Origin of the sequence: Polynucleobacter sp. UK-Gri1-W3 (genome assembly GCF_018881595.1) — a bacterium.
GTDB lineage: Bacteria > Pseudomonadota > Gammaproteobacteria > Burkholderiales > Burkholderiaceae > Polynucleobacter.
On the sequence record NZ_JACVQA010000002.1, the window covers coordinates 200,917 to 217,721 of the forward strand.

Below are 16,805 nucleotides of genomic sequence, written 5' to 3' on the forward strand. Positions count from 1 at the left end.
TACTTGGTGAAAACCAACAATGAAGATATTAAGAATATTAGGTCAGTTTGCCAAAAATCAAGGTACCGTTAGTACCCCCAAAGCCAAAGTTGTTTTTGACTGCATGGTCAATCTTCACATCCCTAGCGGTGTTGGCGCAGTAGTCCAAGTCACACTCAGGATCCTGATTGAAGATATTGATAGTAGGTGGCGATTTTTGATTATGAAGAGCCAAAATTGTAAAAACAGACTCTAGACCACCGGCGCCGCCCAAAAGATGGCCGGTCATGGACTTTGTGGAATTAATCAAAGTCTTCTTAGCGTGATCGCCAAGAGCCGCCTTGATGGCGCCAGTTTCGTTCTTGTCACCCAACGGTGTAGAAGTGCCGTGAGCATTGATATATTGAATCTGGTCAGCATTGAGACCTGCATCGCGCATTGCATTAACCATGCAACGACGTGGACCATCCATATTTGGTGCGGTCATGTGATACGCATCACCACTCATACCAAAGCCAAGTAATTCGCAGTAGATTCTTGCGCCGCGTGCTTTGGCATGCTCATATTCTTCAAGCACTATGACTCCAGCGCCTTCGCCAAGAACAAAACCATCGCGGTCTCTGTCCCATGGACGTGATGCCGTTGCAGGATCGTCATTACGAGTAGAAAGCGCTCTTGCTGAAGCAAAGCCACCAACACCTAAAGCAGAAATAGTTGACTCAGCACCGCCAGCAACCATGACATCCGCATCGCCATACTGAATTAAGCGGGCAGCTAAACCAATGCTATGCAAACCAGTGGTGCAGGCAGTTACAGCAGCAACGTTTGGACCTTTAAGGCCAAACAAAATACTGAGATGCCCAGAAATCATATTGATGATTGAGCCGGGAACAAAGAATGGTGAGATACGACGGGGGCCGCGAGCCAATAACTCAGCGCCTGTTTCCTCAATCATTGGCAGGCCACCAATACCCGAGCCAACCATGACACCAACGCGCTCGGCGTTTTGTTCTGTAATCTCTAAACCACTGTCTCGAATAGCTTGTGCACCAGCAGCGATGCCGTAATGGATAAACGTATCCATATGGCGAGCTTCTTTGGCAGAAACATATTCTTCGACATTGAAATCTTTCACCTCTCCAGCGAAATGAACGCTAAGCGGAGTGTGGTCAAACTTCGTGATGGTAGCGATGCCTGATTTGCCCGCGAGCAAATTAGACCAAGCTACATCAACTGAGTTACCAACAGGTGAGATGAGGCCAAGGCCGGTGACTACTACCCGGCGTCGGCCATTTGATGCTGACACAGTAATACCTAGGCTAGGGAATTAACCCTGAGCTTTTGATGTAGCGAAGTCGATTGCGAGCTGAACTGTGGTGATCTTTTCAGCTTCCTCATCAGGAATTTCGATGCCGAATTCATCTTCCAAAGCCATTACCAGTTCAACAGTGTCAAGAGAGTCAGCGCCCAAGTCGTTCACGAAAGAAGATTCATTTTTGATATCTCCTTCTGCGACGCCTAATTGCTCAGCGACGATTTTCTTAACGCGTTGTTCGATGTTGTCCATTAATTTCCCCAGGGGTTGTAAAAAACGATGAAAGAATTTTATCAGTTTGGCGGACCGAATTAGCAAATTCGCCTAAAAATGACCAAATCCTTGCTTTGTCGTTAGGCTAAATAGAGTCCGCCATTGACGTGTAGGGTATTGCCTGTAATGTAACCAGCTGCCGGGGAGGCCAAAAATGCCACCGCCTGGGCCACATCCTCAGGACTGCCTAAACGCGCTAAAGGAATGTTCACTTTTAGGGCATTTTGTTGCTCTTCGCTCAAGGCGCGGGTCATATCAGTATCAATAAATCCAGGTGCAACGCAATTCACGGTGATATTACGGCTGCCAATTTCACGGGCCAAAGCTCGAGTCATCCCTGAAACACCTGCTTTTGCAGCGGCGTAATTTGCCTGACCAGGATTACCCATATGACCAACAATAGAAGTGATATTAATAATGCGACCACCACGAGCCTTCATCATTGGACGCATCACCGCTTGAGAAAGACGAAAGACAGAGCTTAAGTTGGTATCAATCACATCAGTCCATTCATCAGACTTCATGCGCATCGATAAGTTATCGCGAGTAATACCAGCGTTATTCACCAAAATATTGATGCCGCCATATTCATTCACGATCACATCGATAATTTCTTCGCAAGCATTTGGCGCAGTGACATTCAATATTTTGCCGGCACCACCTGAAGCTTTTAAACGTTCATCAATCGCTTTTGCGCCACTCTCGGATGTTGCAGTGCCAATCACCTTGGCGCCACACTTCACTAATTCATCCGCAATCGCTTGACCGATGCCGCGCGAGGCGCCAGTTACTAAGGCAATTTGTCCGCTTAAGTCGAGATTCATATTTGTCTTCCGCTATTTTCTATATTTATGTATCTTGATTTTATTTGAAGCTAGCCAGAACTTCATTTAAGCTAGCTTCGTCAAACACTGGCACACCAGTGACTTGATCATTAATGCGCTTAGTCAGGCTCGCCAATACTTTGCCAGGACCACATTCCACCACCTGAGTGATACCTTGTCCTGCCATAGCCTGAATAGTTTCATGCCAACGCACAGGCTTGGCAGCTTGACGCACCAATGCATCTTTAATTGCTACAGGGTCATTCAAGATTTCAACATCCACGTTATTGATAACTGAAATAGTCGGGACTTTAAATTCAATATTCGCCAAGTAGCCTTTGAGTTTTTCAGAAGCAGGCTGCAATAAAGAAGAGTGGAATGGTGCAGATACTGGCAATGGCAAAGCACGCTTTGCGCCAGCAGCTTTCAACAACTCACATGCTTTAGTAACAGCGTCACTTGCGCCCGCAATCACTACCTGACCAGGGGCATTGAAATTAACAGCCTCGACAACACCACCGGATGCTGCACTTGCTTCAGCACAAACCTGAATTACCGCTGCATCATCTAAACCCAGAATAGCGGCCATGCCACCAGTACCGACAGGTACCGCATTTTGCATTGCTTCAGCACGAAAACGTACCAATGGAACAGCGTCTTTAAAAGAAATGACGCCTGACGCAACTAAGGCAGAGTACTCACCAAGACTATGGCCAGCCATCACTTTAGGAGCGGGTCCACCAGCAGCCAACCAGGCACGATAAAAGGCAATGGCAGCAGTCAACATCAAAGGCTGCGTATTAGTAGTTAATGACAATGCCTCAGCAGGCCCATCTGCAATTAACTTTGCAACATCCTCACCCAAAGCCTCAGAAGCCTCTTGCAATGTTGCGTGCACCTCTGGACGCTGCGCAATCGAATTGAGCATCCCAACTGATTGAGAGCCTTGACCAGGGAATACGAATGCAAATGTCATGTGATTAATTCGCTAATTTAAATAATTAAAGAAATGAATAGATTGTTGGGGGGTGTTTTACCTGCCATTAGTACTTGATGGCAACTGCACCCCAAGCAAAGCCACCACCAACACCCTCTAATAAAAGATGTTGACCACGTTTGATCTGCCCAGAGCGTACACCAGAATCTAATGCCAATGGAATGGAAGCGGCAGAGGTATTGCCATGCTCATGCACGGTAACAATCACCTTATCCATCGACATCCCCATCTTCTTGGCAGTGCCTTCCATGATGCGAATATTGGCTTGATGCGGTACCAACCAATCAATTTGCTCGGCCTTGAGATTGGCTTTTTCAAGCGCTTCGTGAGCAACTTGCTCCAAGACCTTAACGGCCAACTTAAATACCGCCGGACCATCCATTGTCATAAATGGAGAGCCATGTACTTCGCCATTACCAGCGCGTCCAGGAACGCACAAAATATCGCGTTGACTACCGTCTGCATGAAGCGCTGTAGACAAAATACCCGCCTCTTTAGAAGCCTCGAGTACAACAGCTCCAGCGCCATCACCAAACAAGACGCAAGTTCCACGGTCTTCGAAATTGAGAATACGTGAGAAGGTCTCAGCGCCAATCACCAATACTTTTTTATAGCTGCCAGATCGAATGAATGCATCTGCAATAGCAAGTGCGTAGGTAAAGCCTGCACAAACTGCCTGCACATCAAAGGCTGCGCAAGAATTATGTGCGCCCAATTTGTCTTGCACTACACAAGCCGTGCTTGGAAAGCCGCCTAAATGGTCAGGGGTAGAAGTAGCCAAAATAATGAGGTCTAAATCTTCAGAGGTCATGCCTGCACTGGCTAATGCAGCGTGTGCGGCCTTCACCGCCAGATCGCTGGTAAGTTCATTCTCGGCCGCAAAATGGCGTGCAGAAATTCCACTGCGCGTTTTAATCCATTCATCACTAGTCTCTAAACCAGTTTTGGCAAGGCGCTCGACCAAATCCTGATTGGTTAAGCGTAACTCCGGAAGATAGCTTCCGGTACCAGCTATTCTTGCAAAGATACTCATTCTTTTGTCTCCACCACAAAGGCCGCAGCAATGCGCTCCACCATGCGATTCTTAGCCGCTTCATACGCGCGATCTAAAGCAAAGCCAAAGGCGAAGCGATCAGCAGAACCATGACTCTTAATCACGCAACCACGCAAACCTAACAATACCGCGCCGTTATAACGACGATGATCAACGCGCTTACGAACTCTCAGCAATGGCAACATAGCGCAAATCGCCATTAACTTGGTAAGCCATGAGCGATTAAATTCTTTGCGAATTAAACCACTCATCATTTTTGCCAAGCCTTCGCTCGCTTTGAGAACTACGTTGCCCACAAAACCATCGCAGACAACAATATCGGTCGTGCCCTTAAAAATATCGTTACCTTCTACGTTGCCATAAAAGTTTAAAGAGGTTTGACGAAGTAGTTCACTAGTTTGCTTAACTACTTCATTGCCTTTAATGACTTCCTCACCAATATTGAGAAGGCCAATTGAAGGATTTTGCTTACCATCTACCACTTGCACCATTACGTTTGCCATCTGGGCAAACTGTACTAAGTGCATCGGTTCGCAGTCAGCATTAGCGCCCAGATCAAGCATCGTCGTACCAAGCCCTAATTCATTAGGGATAGCGGTAGCTATTGCGGGACGGTCAACACCATCGAGCGTCTTTAGAATGTAACGAGAAATCGCCATGAGTGCGCCAGTGTTTCCAGAAGAGATCACTGCATCGGCAGCGCCCTCCTTCACTTGCATAATGGCAACGCGCATAGAAGAGTCTTTTTTGCGACGTAGGGCAATCTCAATGGGATCATCCATCAAGACAACTTCACTAGCGGTAATAATTTGAATGCGCTCCATAGGAGCTTTGGGAGATTTACTCAAGACTTGCTTGATTAAATCGGGATCACCTACAAGGGTAATCTTCACATCTGCGTGTTTTTCTAAAAAATCGCAGGCAGCAGGAACCGTCACGACGACCCCATGATCTCCGCCCATGGCATCAATAGCAAGAGTAACGCTCATAAGCTCATTGATTGCTGCAAGTGATTTATCCAAGAAAAAAGCGGCTTTTACTGGAGCCGCTTCTATCTGTTTAGACTAAAAAATTAGTCGTTTTTAGTTTTAACAACTTTACGACCACGATAGTAGCCGTTAGGTGAAATGTGGTGGCGCAAATGAGCCTCACCAGTTGTGGCTTCAACAGCCGTAGCAGGTGCGGTCAAAAAGTCGTGCGCACGGTGCATGCCACGTTTGGAAGGTGATTTTTTGTTTTGTTGAACGGCCATATTGAACTCCTAAGCAAGGCAATATTCTAGCATGGAAAAGCACCTAAATGCTTGATTTATTGACAAAAGATACTCAAAACAACACCTGATGCTAGACCCCTAAATTCAGTTTTTCTTCATATTTTTCAATATGTTAAAGGGATTTTCACGCTCATTTGACACCTCTTCTTCACCATCTTCCACAAAGGTAGAAGCATGGGGCTCACAAAACCCATCTGGATGCTTTGGAATCAGGGGCAATGACAGTAAAACCTCGTCCTCAATGGTTTCCAGGAGGTTGAAATGCTGATTTATGACCAGGGGCTCTTGCTCTTCATCCTCCACCGGGTATCCATCGGCTTCGGAATCTGTCAAAACAAGAATAAATCGACGTTTTTCGTCTAAATCTACTGCGCAATCCTGCAAACAACGCTGGCAAACCAGGTGTAGACGCCCCTTAAGGCCTAATTCCAGAATTTGGTGAGGTTCACTGCCTGGGGAATTCTCAAAATGAGTGCTCACTGACCAATGAAAGCCATCGGCTGGATTGACTGTTGAAGCCTCCTCAGCCAATCTTGGCATATCTGACATGCTTAAAAAACCAGCACCTTTATAAGATTGGGGAGCACAAAAATCCACCTTCTTTAAAGCACTTGGCTCGGCAGATAGCTCAACTTGAGGTAAAACTTGATTACGATTCATAGCATCAGTCTAAATGAAGCCGCATCAGAAAGCACAACAAACTATGAGCACCTCCAACAATGCGCCCCAAAACTCACCTCTTATCCTGGCGTCTACATCCAAATATCGTCGTGAACTTTTAGAGCGTCTACGCATTCCTTTTGAAGTGGTTTCACCAAAAGTAGATGAGACGCCACTCACCGGTGAAAGCACTCTCGATTTAGCCCTGCGCCTTGCGCATGCAAAAGCAGCTGCGGTTGCCAAACAGTTTCCAGATGCGTGGGTGATTGGCTCTGATCAAGTTGCCGATCTTTGTGGTGCAGCGATTGGAAAGCCCGGTAACTTTGAAAGAGCGTTAGCCCAGTTACAACTCATGGGCGGTCAAGTAGTGACTTTTCAAACAGCGCTTTGTTTGATGAAGGGCGAAATCCAAACAACTATTTGCATTCCGACTGAAGTAGCTTTTCGCAAACTTCCGGATAGCGTACTAGAGGCTTACCTGCTTGCTGAAGAGCCTTATGATTGTGCCGGCAGCGCCAAGTCAGAGGGACTTGGCATCAGCCTGCTAGAGTCGATCAAGAGTGATGACCCAACAGCTTTAATTGGTTTGCCGTTGATTGCATTAACTGGCTTATTACGTGATGCCGGGTTTGCAATTCCATTAAAAACTAAGCAATAAAAAAATAAAAGAAGTTCTCCATGAGCAAACTCGGCACTCTATATTTAGTTCCCAACACTTTGGGTGATGATGCTCGTGTTGAGCAATTACCTTGGGTGCTTCCATCAGAAACGATTACGCAAACAGCCAAGTTAAAACACTGGATTGTTGAAGATGCCAAGACGGCGCGGGCACTATTAAAAGCAATCGATTCCGCTTCACCATTAGCATGCACCATTCAAGAAATGCAGATGAGCGAATGGCGTGGCGCAGCGCGTAATGCCAAGTATGGCGATGCGGTGAAGCCTGCTGATTTACTTAAGCCTTTGCTTGCTGGAAATGATATGGGCTTAATGTCTGAAGCAGGCGTACCTGGGGTTGCAGATCCTGGTGCAGAATTAGTATTAGCAGCACATAAGCTCGGCGCCAAAGTAAAGCCGTTAGTTGGCCCCAGCTCTATTTTGCTAGGCTTGATGGCAAGCGGACTGAATGGTCAACGCTTTGCATTTCAGGGCTATCTTCCTCATGACACTCATGAGCGCACGGCAAGGCTAAAACAGTTAGAGGTAGAGTCCAGAAAATTACAACAGACTCAAATTTGGATTGAGACACCCTATCGCAACACCGCTATGCTCATGGCCTGTATCAATTCGCTAGCGCCGCAAAGCCTGCTGTGTCTTGGGGTAGACCTTAGTCTGCCATCAGAAATGATCGCCACGCTATCTATTGCTGACTGGCGCAAACGCTACCCGAACGAAGCCGCTTGTGCTCCATTACAAAATAGGCCAACAGTATTTCTACTATTGGCCTAGGCCTTTTATACTTTAGTTTTACTTAATTACTTTAGATCTGGTGTCTTTACTAAAGCTTTACCAGCAGCAGCACCAGCCTCTGCGCCAAAGCGCTTAGCAACGCGCTCGGCAAAGTTTTCTTTCATGGTGTAGTCCAAAATATCAGGCGCCTTAAAGATATCGCGCGCCACTGTGTCGACCGTGCCATATCCGTCAGCCAAACCAATCTTGACGGCTTGCTCGCCATTCCAAATACGCCCAGAAAATAAATCTGGCACATCTTTTAAGCGCTCGCCACGACCCTCTTTCACCACTGCAATAAATTGCTGATGAATCTCATCAATCATGGTCTTAACCATCTCTACTTGCTTTGGATTTTCTTTGCTGAACGGATCCATCATGCCCTTGTTAGAGCCTGAGGTAATCATGCGACGCGTAACGCCTAGCTTATCCATTAGGCCCGTAAAACCAAAGCCTTCCATGATTACGCCAATGGATCCCACTAAGCTGGCTTTATCAACCAAAATTTGATCCGCAGCCACCGCAACGTAGTAACCGCCTGATGCGCAAATATCTTCCACTACAACATAAAAGGGTTTCTTTGGATAGAGCGTACGCAAACGATGAATCTCATCATTAATCATGCCAGCCTGCACAGGAGATCCTCCGGGACTATTGATGCGCAATACAACACCAGCACTATTCTCATTCTCAAATGCAGATAGCAACGAAGAATTGATATCCATTGCATTGGCCATTGAGCTGGAAGAAATTTCTCCTTCGAGAGTTACTAAGGCTGTATGTTTTTCAACCCCCATACCTTTTCCCGGCAGATGAAAATCAAATATCGCCAGCAACGCACCCACAATGACTAACAAGGTAAGCACACGCAATACTGCTTTCCAACGACGTGCTTTGCGAGTCTCTTTCAAATTCTCCAAAAGGAGATGCTCAAGAGCTTGGCGCTCCCAATGAGGATTTGGATTATTTTCCATCTATGAATTCCTTAGTATTGCTAATCACGTTATAAATTATGTTTAAGCCATTGTGAAAGTTGCGCTACATCATCAACATGCACTAGTGATGGCGATTCCTTCAGGGTGCTCGGGGGATGGGCGCCATAAGTTACTGCCACTGCATCCACACCCGCATTTGCCGCCATATCTAAATCATGTGTTGTATCGCCAATCATCAGCATGCGGCGAGTCGGCACTTGGGTCACATCTGATAACTCTAACAACATCCCTGGATGCGGCTTGGAGAAGGATTCATCTGCAGTACGAGTCTCATGAAAGAGATGACCAATCTCATGATGCTTAAGCGAGCGGTCTAAACCGACACGAGATTTACCTGTGGCTACAGCGAGTAAATATTGTTGCGCATGCAATTCTTGCAAAAGCTCTCTGATCCCAACAAACAAATCAAGCTCATGATCTTTAGCCAAGTAGTGATAACGAAAGCGCTCGGTGAGTTTTTGAAAATGAATCGGCTCAACCCAAGGTACCGCTCTACGCAATGAATCCTGAATGCCCAAGCCAATGACCGAGCTCGCCAAAGTGTCGTCCGGTGCTTTAAAGCCTAAATCACGGCATGCTTGCTGAATGCAATGCACGATGGTTGGCGTGGAATCCATAATGGTTCCATCCCAATCCCAAACAATCATGTCGTACGGTCGATTCAATTTATTGGCTTGAGACATTCTTCTTTTTACTGTTCAAAGTTTTTCATCATGGCGGTAAATTCTGGCGGCAATGGTGACTCAATCCGCATCTTTTCACCAGTACGGGGATGGGTAAATCCTGCCAGATGGGCATGCAAATATAAGCGTTTTGATTTAATCAATTTATCTAATTCTTCGAATCCATACTTATCATCGCCCAAAATCGCGTGCCCTAGTTTTTGTAAATGCACTCGGATTTGGTGGGTGCGTCCTGTCTTCAGTTGAGCCTCAGCTAAAGTGATAGCGGCATCTTCACGCTTGAGTGTCTTGGTTACTCGCAGGGCCGTATGGCTCGGCACCCCATTTGGATCAACCCGAACTCGACGCTCACCATTCGGCAAAAGATACTTATGAAGTGGGTACTTAAGCTGCATGGTTTGCGCGCCCTGAACAATTTCACCATGTGCAAGCAAGAAGTAGCGCTTATCGGTTTGACCTTCACGAATTTGACGATGTAATTCCACTAAGGCGCTACGCTTTTTGGCTAAGAGCAAAACTCCTGAGGTATCTCGATCAAGGCGATGCACTAATTCCAAAAACTTAAGCTCGGGACGAGTAATCCTTAAGGTTTCGATTACCCCAAGAGCAATACCTGATCCACCATGGACAGCCAAACCCGCTGGCTTGTTCACTATTAAGAGTGCTTCATCCTCAAAAAGAATAGGCATTTTGTCCGAATAGCCATGGGCCCGAGATTTGGTCTGGGCTGAATTTACAGCCGCCATTTGGGCCGGTTCAGCAATTCGGACCGGGGGAACGCGCACTACATCACCCTCAATCAGTCGAGTTGTGGGCTCAGCCCGCTTTTTATTTACCCGGACTTCCCCAGATCGAATAATTCGGTAAACGTGACTCTTGGGAACTCCTTTGGCCCAGCGTAATAGGTAGTTATCCAGGCGTTGGCCAGCCTCTTCCGGACCAATGGTCTGAAGGTGCACCGCAGCAGGTGCTGAAGTATTGGGCATTTTTGCCTTTAAAGGCGTGGAAATAGGTTCGGATTTCATGATTTATCTCTCTTGTGACCCCGGCGGGGGACGACAAGGGACTCAACAATACCCCATTGTCACGCAACTTGTGCCGTATAATCAACGCTCTAGCCAATTTATTGGCCCGAGACCAACCTGAAGTCAGGTTTGAATCGTGGAGCTTGGAGTCGCCCTTTAAAAGACTCCCGGGGTTGCCCCTCCCCCGTTTAATGAGGCGCAGGGTTGGTGTGCCGTATGCCGCGACCCGCGATTAGAAGACAGTTTTCAGGCGCGCGCCTGCATTGATGACCTAAGGGAGGTCTCTGCGGCGATCGTCAGGTGTGGCACCAAATTAACCAACAGTTAAGCTGGTGAGCTAGGCAAAAAATGTCTAGATTTGCATGATCCACACTCATAAACCGCCTTGGGCTTAGTCCCAAGTGGTATCTAACTTGTCCCCTAACGCAGCGCGCAACGACGCCCTCCCCCATAGGAGAGTGTTATGAAACGCATGTTGTTTAATGCAACTCAACAAGAAGAGTTGCGAGTTGCCATCGTTGATGGTCAAAAACTCATTGATATCGATATCGAAGCTGCCGGCCGTGAACAACGCAAAGGCAATATCTACAAAGGTGTCATTACCCGCATTGAACCTTCCCTTGAGGCCTGCTTTGTCAATTACGGCGAAGAACGCCATGGCTTCTTGCCATTCAAGGAAGTAGCCCGCAGTTACTTTAAAGAAGGTATCGACGTCCGTAATGCTTCCATTAAGGATGCTTTACGCGAAGGTCAAGAAATCATTGTTCAAGTAGAAAAAGAAGAGCGCGGCCAAAAAGGGGCAGCCCTCACATCCTTTGTCTCCTTAGCAGGCCGTTATTTGGTTCTCATGCCGAATAACCCACGTGGAGGCGGCGTTTCCCGCCGTATTGAAGGTGAAGACCGCCAAGAACTCCGCGAAGCGATGGCTCAATTAGAAGTGGCAGATGGCATGAGCATCATTGCTCGTACCGCTGGTATTGGTCGTGACGCTACTGAATTGCAGTGGGACTTAAGTTACCTCATGCAGTTATGGAAAGCGATCGATGAAGCTGCCAAAGGCAACTCTGCCCCATTGTTGATTTACCTTGAGTCAAGTTTAGTGATTCGCGCGATTCGCGATTACTTCCAGCCTGATATTGGTGAGATTCTCATCGATACCGATGACATTTACGAACAAGCTGCAGCATTTATGTCTGTAGTGATGCCTGACAATTTGCCACGAGTAAAGCGCTATCAAGACGATGTGCCTTTGTTCTCTCGTTTCCAAATTGAGCATCAAATTGAAACTGCTTATTCACGCACTGTGCCATTGCCATCTGGCGGCGCAATTGTTATCGACCACACTGAAGCCTTGGTTTCTGTAGACGTCAACTCGGCACGTGCAACCCGTGGCTCTGATATTGAAGAGACCGCTACTCGCACCAACTTAGAAGCTGCCGATGAAATCGCCCGTCAAGCACGTTTACGTGACTTAGGTGGTTTGATTGTGATCGACTTCATTGATATGGAATCGAGCAAAGCTCAGAAAGATGTTGAGAATCGCTTACGTGACGCTCTGCGTCATGACCGCGCTCGTGTTCAGATGGGCAAGATCTCTAAGTTTGGCTTGATGGAAATGTCTCGTCAGCGCTTGCGCCCGGCATTATCTGAAGGTAGCCATGTAACCTGCCCACGTTGTAACGGCACAGGCCATATTCGTGACACCGAATCTTCTGCATTGCAAGTTCTGCGCATCATCCAAGAAGAAGCAATGAAGGAAAATACAGCAGCGATTCATACTCAAGTGCCGGTCGAAGTGGCTGCATTTCTTTTGAATGAAAAACGCGCTGAAGTGATCAAGATTGAAACTCGCTTCAAAGTCAATGTCTTGATGGTTCCAAACAAGCATTTAGAAACTCCACATTACAAGCTAGAGCGTTTGCGTCATGACGACCCTCGTCTTGATGATCAAAAAGCTAGCTACGTGATGGCAGAAGAAGCTGCTCGTGAACTCGAAACAGACACAACAGTTAGCAAAAAAGATGCTGACATAAAAGTACGTCCAGAGGCAGCAGTTAAAGGAATTACACCAACGCAACCGGCGCCAATTAGCCAACCACGCCCTGCACGCACTGAAAAAGTTGCGAAAGTAGAAAGCACTGGTGGTTTCTTTGGATTTATTAAGAGCCTCTTTGGATCTTCTCCAGCGGTTGAAGAAAAGCCTGCTCCAAGTAATCCACGTGGTCGCAATCAAGGACGCAACGGTGGCGGTAATGACCGCAATCGTGGACGCAACCGTCGTGGTGAACGTACTGAGCGCACCGAGCGCCCAGTAGCAAATGCGGCTGAAGGCACCCCAGCAGAAGGTACTGGCAACAGTCGCAACCGCAACAACCGTAACGGCAATGGTAACCAAGGCAATCAAAATGGTCCTAAACCAGAACGCCAAGCTAACCCAGCAGCAGTAACACCTGCAACTGAAGCAGCTCCCGGTAGCGAAACTGCTCCAGCAGCGGATGGTGAAGAGCGTCGTGGTCGTGGTCGCAACCGTCGAGGTCGTGGTCGTGGTCAACGTGGTGAGCGCACTGAAGGTGGTAATGACGCAGCAAGCACATCAACTAATGCACCAGCAACGACAGCATCTGCAAGTCCATTTACAGGTCCTCCAGTTGGAATGGGCGGCGCATCTTCTTCAATGCCGATTCAGAACATCGTCAATAGTTTTGGCAATGCAAAACCTGTTGCAGAGAAACAAGAAAGGCAAGAGCGTACTCCACGTACTCCACGTCCTCCACGTCAATCCAATCGCCCTGCGCAAAATTCTGCTCCTACATCAGCTCCTATACCTACAACCACTCCAGCGCCTGTTGCTGTAGCGGCCCCAAAGTTAGAAGTGATTGCTAAGCCTGCACCTGAGCTTCCTAAGGTTGCCTTCCAGGCGCTTGAAGAAACCCCTTTGCATAGCGTTGTGCAATCAGCCGGCATGATCTGGGTCGCTACCGACTCTTCAAAGCATGCTGAAGCACAGAACCAGATTCAGGCGGAGCCTGTTGCTCATAACTTAGGTAGAGCACCCAAACCGGCTGCTAGCCTTCATGATGGTCCTATGGTTTTAGTTGAAACCGGCGGCCAAGAAAAAACGGTTTAACGCTTATTTAAGCTTTTTCTCCAGACCGCCTTTTATCCCAAAAGGATACTTGGCGGTTTGGCAGAAACCCCGTTTCACAGCCATAATTGAGACCATGGTTGAAAAAGCAATCCCCAAAGTAATTCCCATCCGTATTGACGAAGGCAAAGGCCTGTCGCCATCTATTGGCGCGCAGCTGATCACACCCCATAGTCACACCAAAGATACCCGCGGACGCACCCTTAGAGATCTTCGCATCTCCGTCACAGATCGCTGCAACTTCCGCTGCAACTATTGCATGCCTAAAGAAGTGTTCGACCAAAACTACCCTTACTTGGCTCACAAAGAGTTATTGAGCTTTGAAGAAATTACTCGTCTCACTTCTATATTTGCCACACTAGGCGTTGAAAAAATTAGGCTCACTGGTGGCGAGCCTTTGCTGCGTAAGAACTTAGAAGTACTGATTGAGATGCTGACCAAAATCCAGACGACCGCAGGCAAACCACTAGACCTCACGCTAACTACCAACGGCAGCATCTTACGCAAAAAGGCTGCTGCATTAAAAGCCGCTGGCCTGCATCGCTTGACAGTCAGCCTTGATGGCCTAGACGACGCTATCTTTAAAAAGATGAATGATGTCGACTTCCCAGTAGCAGATGTCCTCGATGGAATTAAAGCGGCGCAAGAGGTTGGCTTTGAGAATATTAAAGTCAATATGGTGGTTAAAAAAGGCACTAACGATCATGAGATTGTTGCGATGGCCAAACACTTCAAAGGCAGCGGAATTATTCTGCGTTTTATTGAGTTTATGGATGTGGGCAGTTCGAATGGTTGGAATATGGAGCAAGTCCTTCCCTCCAAAGAAGTCATTTCCCGTATTAATGAAATGTGTCCACTGGAGCCAGTTGAGGCTAACTATGCTGGCGAAGTTGCTCAGCGCTGGCGTTATGTCGATGGCTCAGGTGAGATTGGCGTGATCTCCAGTGTTACCCAAACCTTCTGTCACGAATGCTCGAGAGCACGTATCTCAACCGATGGGCAAATGTATCTCTGTCTCTTTGCGAATGAAGGATTTGATTTCAAAACTTTATTGCGTTCAGAGAAAAGTGATTTAGAAATCGCTAATGCCGTCATAAATACTTGGTCAACTCGCGATGATCACTATTCAGAAATTCGCGGCTCACATACCGCCAACCTTTCTTCCGGCAACCGCAAGGTTGAAATGTCCTATATTGGCGGCTAATGATTTCGACTAAAGACATTACTGGACTAATACTTGCTGGTGGCCGTGCCCAACGTATGGGTGGTATCGATAAAGGTTTAATTCCTTTTCATAACAAGCCCCTGATTGAATCGGCAATTGCCAAGCTAAAGAATCAGACACAATCTATCATCATTAATGCCAACCGCAACATTACAAAGTATGCAGGCTATGGATACCCCGTCATCATGGACGAGACGCCGGATTTTTCAGGCCCCTTAGCTGGATTCTCTGTAGGCCTAAAGGCTTGTAAAACCCCTTATCTCCTTACCTCACCGTGTGACTCGCCCTTACTGCCCAATAATCTTGCTGAGGCATTGGGTGCGCAGATGGAGCGAGGTAACTTTGAATTAGTTTATGCCTCCAGCAGAGAGGCTGATGGCAAAGTATGGGCACAACCGGTATTTTGCTTAATGCACACAAATCTACAAGACTCTCTCGCTAATTTTTTACAGAAGGGCGATCTCAAAATTGATCGCTGGTTTAAAGAGTTACGAAGCAGTACCGTAATTTTTGAAGACCCTCAAGATTTCGCCAATGTAAATACCCCTGAAGAATTAAAGTCGCTAGAAAAAGTATCAGCATGAGTAACTCCCCAAACCAACCCATTCTCCTGACTTCATCACTTCATGTAGATGATGCACGTAAGGCAATTACTCAATTAGTCAACGATCTTCTGGCAGAAGCGACCGCTCTTAATGATTCTAGTGATACTGAAACTGTTGCGCTGGATCAGGCGATCAATCGAATTCTGGCGGTAGACCTACTTTCACCAATCGATGTTCCAGCTGCAGACAATTCTGCAATGGATGGCTTTGCATTTAATGGTCAATGCCTCAATACCAAGGACGCAACTATTGAGTTACGAGTAGTTGGTACAGTGCTCGCTGGTAAACCTTATGAAGGCAGTATTAGTGCGGGAGAATGCCTTAGGATCATGACTGGCGCGGTGATGCCTGCTGGCTGCGATACTGTTATTCCGCAAGAGCTCACAACTACCAAAGATGAGTTGACCATTGCATTCAAGCAGGATCAATTAAAACCTGGTGAGAATAGGCGTTTACGTGGCGAGGATCTTCAAAAAGGAAAGCCCTCAATTGTGGCCGGTCGTTTATTGCGCCCCTCTGATCTCGGTTTAGCTGCTTCACTTGGTATCGCCTCATTACCCGTCAAACGCAAACTCAAGGTTGCTATTCTGTCTTCAGGCGATGAGTTGCGTGCGTTAGGCCAAGCATTGGATGCGGGCAGTATTTATGACAGCAATCGCTATAGCCTGACTGGTTTACTCAATCGCTTAAATCTGGACATCATTGACTGCGGCATTGTGCGCGATGACCCCGCCTCCTTGAAGCAAGCATTTATTGAAGCAGCGAGCAAAGCAGATGTATTGATTTCTTCTGGAGGTGTATCTGTTGGTGAAGCAGATTTCACAAAACAGATCATGCAAGAGTTAGGCGATGTCGGCTTTTGGAAAATTGCTATGCGTCCAGGTCGCCCCATGGCCTTTGGTGTTCTTAAGCCTGTTGCCGGAAAATCATCACCTCGCAAAACCCTTTTCTTTGGTTTACCAGGAAATCCGGTGGCAGTTATGGTGACTTTTTACCAATTTGTTCGAGCAGCCCTTCTGCAGCTGAATGGCGCCAATCAAACTGAACCGCCTCTTACCCAGGCCATTACTGAAGCGCCCATTCGGAAAAAGCCAGGTCGTACAGAATTTCAACGCGCTATTTTGGGACGCAGTTCTGATGGCAAACCAACGGTCAGGCTCACTGGTAGCCAAGGTGCGGGAATCTTGCGCTCAATGAGTGAGGCCAATTGCTTTGTCATCCTGGGTCACGAACAAGGAAGTGTTGCTGCTGGAGACTGGGTAGATATAGCGCTTTTTGATGGACTGCTTTAAGATTGCGTCAT

The 16,805-nt window shown here is 47.2% G+C and carries 17 protein-coding genes; 6 read left to right on the forward strand and 11 right to left on the reverse strand.

The genetic code is table 11. The features are described from left to right. Positions 1-37: 37 nt before the first annotated feature. From fabF to ICN36_RS03730, 8 genes are all read right to left on the reverse strand, one after another. Positions 38-1,285, reverse strand: a complete 1,248-nt coding sequence (gene fabF / locus ICN36_RS03695; protein ID WP_216227051.1) for a beta-ketoacyl-ACP synthase II — start codon at positions 1,283-1,285, stop codon at positions 38-40. 21 nt (positions 1,286-1,306) lie between these two features. Beyond that, positions 1,307-1,546, reverse strand: coding sequence for an acyl carrier protein (gene acpP / locus ICN36_RS03700; RefSeq protein WP_011902246.1), 240 nt, complete (start codon positions 1,544-1,546; stop codon positions 1,307-1,309). 101 nt (positions 1,547-1,647) lie between these two features. Then, positions 1,648-2,391: a 3-oxoacyl-ACP reductase FabG gene (gene fabG, locus ICN36_RS03705; RefSeq protein ID WP_216227052.1), complete on the reverse strand. Its 744-nt coding sequence runs from the start codon at positions 2,389-2,391 to the stop codon at positions 1,648-1,650. 40 nt (positions 2,392-2,431) lie between these two features. Continuing rightward, the gene (fabD, locus tag ICN36_RS03710) at positions 2,432-3,367 is read right to left on the reverse strand and encodes an ACP S-malonyltransferase (protein ID WP_216227053.1); all 936 of its coding nucleotides are present in this window, start codon (positions 3,365-3,367) and stop codon (positions 2,432-2,434) included. Positions 3,368-3,434: 67 nt separating this feature from the next. Then, positions 3,435-4,421 (reverse strand): beta-ketoacyl-ACP synthase III, encoded by a 987-nt coding sequence (locus tag ICN36_RS03715; RefSeq protein ID WP_216227054.1) that lies wholly within the window; start codon positions 4,419-4,421, stop codon positions 3,435-3,437. Continuing rightward, a complete protein-coding gene (gene plsX / locus ICN36_RS03720; RefSeq protein WP_216227055.1) occupies positions 4,418-5,431 on the reverse strand; it encodes a phosphate acyltransferase PlsX in 1,014 nt (337 codons plus the stop codon). The genes ICN36_RS03715 and plsX overlap by 4 nt, the downstream gene beginning before the upstream one ends. Before the next feature lie 83 nt (positions 5,432-5,514). Then, entirely contained in the window at positions 5,515-5,694 is a 180-nt protein-coding gene (gene rpmF, locus ICN36_RS03725) for a 50S ribosomal protein L32 (RefSeq protein WP_011902241.1), read from the reverse strand. A gap of 105 nt (positions 5,695-5,799) precedes the next feature. Continuing rightward, positions 5,800-6,375 (reverse strand): DUF177 domain-containing protein, encoded by a 576-nt coding sequence (locus tag ICN36_RS03730; RefSeq protein ID WP_216227056.1) that lies wholly within the window; start codon positions 6,373-6,375, stop codon positions 5,800-5,802. Between the two features lie 43 nt (positions 6,376-6,418). Between ICN36_RS03730 and ICN36_RS03735 the strand changes: the two genes are divergently transcribed. After that, entirely contained in the window at positions 6,419-7,033 is a 615-nt protein-coding gene (locus tag ICN36_RS03735; protein WP_216227147.1) for a Maf family nucleotide pyrophosphatase, read from the forward strand. 20 nt (positions 7,034-7,053) lie between these two features. Next, the gene (locus ICN36_RS03740) at positions 7,054-7,824 is read left to right on the forward strand and encodes an SAM-dependent methyltransferase (RefSeq protein ID WP_216227057.1); all 771 of its coding nucleotides are present in this window, start codon (positions 7,054-7,056) and stop codon (positions 7,822-7,824) included. Between the two features lie 26 nt (positions 7,825-7,850). On the opposite strand, the gene sppA is transcribed toward ICN36_RS03740, so the two are convergent. Genes sppA through ICN36_RS03755 form a run of 3 tightly spaced genes read right to left on the reverse strand, consistent with a single transcriptional unit; the run spans position 7,851 to position 10,527 of the window. Then, a complete protein-coding gene (sppA, locus tag ICN36_RS03745; protein ID WP_216227058.1) occupies positions 7,851-8,798 on the reverse strand; it encodes a signal peptide peptidase SppA in 948 nt (315 codons plus the stop codon). Between the two features lie 29 nt (positions 8,799-8,827). Continuing rightward, positions 8,828-9,502, reverse strand: coding sequence for an HAD-IA family hydrolase (locus ICN36_RS03750; protein WP_216227059.1), 675 nt, complete (start codon positions 9,500-9,502; stop codon positions 8,828-8,830). Positions 9,503-9,510: 8 nt separating this feature from the next. Continuing rightward, complete coding sequence (locus tag ICN36_RS03755; protein ID WP_216227060.1) at positions 9,511-10,527, reverse strand: RluA family pseudouridine synthase; 1,017 nt, start codon at positions 10,525-10,527, stop codon at positions 9,511-9,513. Positions 10,528-10,990: 463 nt separating this feature from the next. On the opposite strand from ICN36_RS03755, the gene ICN36_RS03760 reads away from it, so the two are divergent. From ICN36_RS03760 to glp, 4 genes are all read left to right on the forward strand, one after another. Further along, on the forward strand, positions 10,991-13,654 hold the full coding sequence (locus ICN36_RS03760; RefSeq protein WP_216227061.1) for an Rne/Rng family ribonuclease: 2,664 nt from the start codon (positions 10,991-10,993) through the stop codon (positions 13,652-13,654). A 94-nt stretch (positions 13,655-13,748) separates the two neighbouring features. Then, entirely contained in the window at positions 13,749-14,876 is a 1,128-nt protein-coding gene (moaA, locus tag ICN36_RS03765; protein ID WP_216227062.1) for a GTP 3',8-cyclase MoaA, read from the forward strand. Next, positions 14,876-15,481 carry a molybdenum cofactor guanylyltransferase MobA gene (mobA, locus tag ICN36_RS03770; protein WP_216227063.1) on the forward strand — a complete coding sequence of 202 codons (606 nt, stop codon included), beginning with the start codon at positions 14,876-14,878 and terminating at the stop codon, positions 15,479-15,481. The genes moaA and mobA overlap by 1 nt, the downstream gene beginning before the upstream one ends. Next, positions 15,478-16,794, forward strand: a complete 1,317-nt coding sequence (glp, locus tag ICN36_RS03775) for a gephyrin-like molybdotransferase Glp (protein ID WP_216227064.1) — start codon at positions 15,478-15,480, stop codon at positions 16,792-16,794. Before mobA ends, glp begins: the two co-directional genes overlap by 4 nt. Positions 16,795-16,805: the final 11 nt, after the last annotated feature.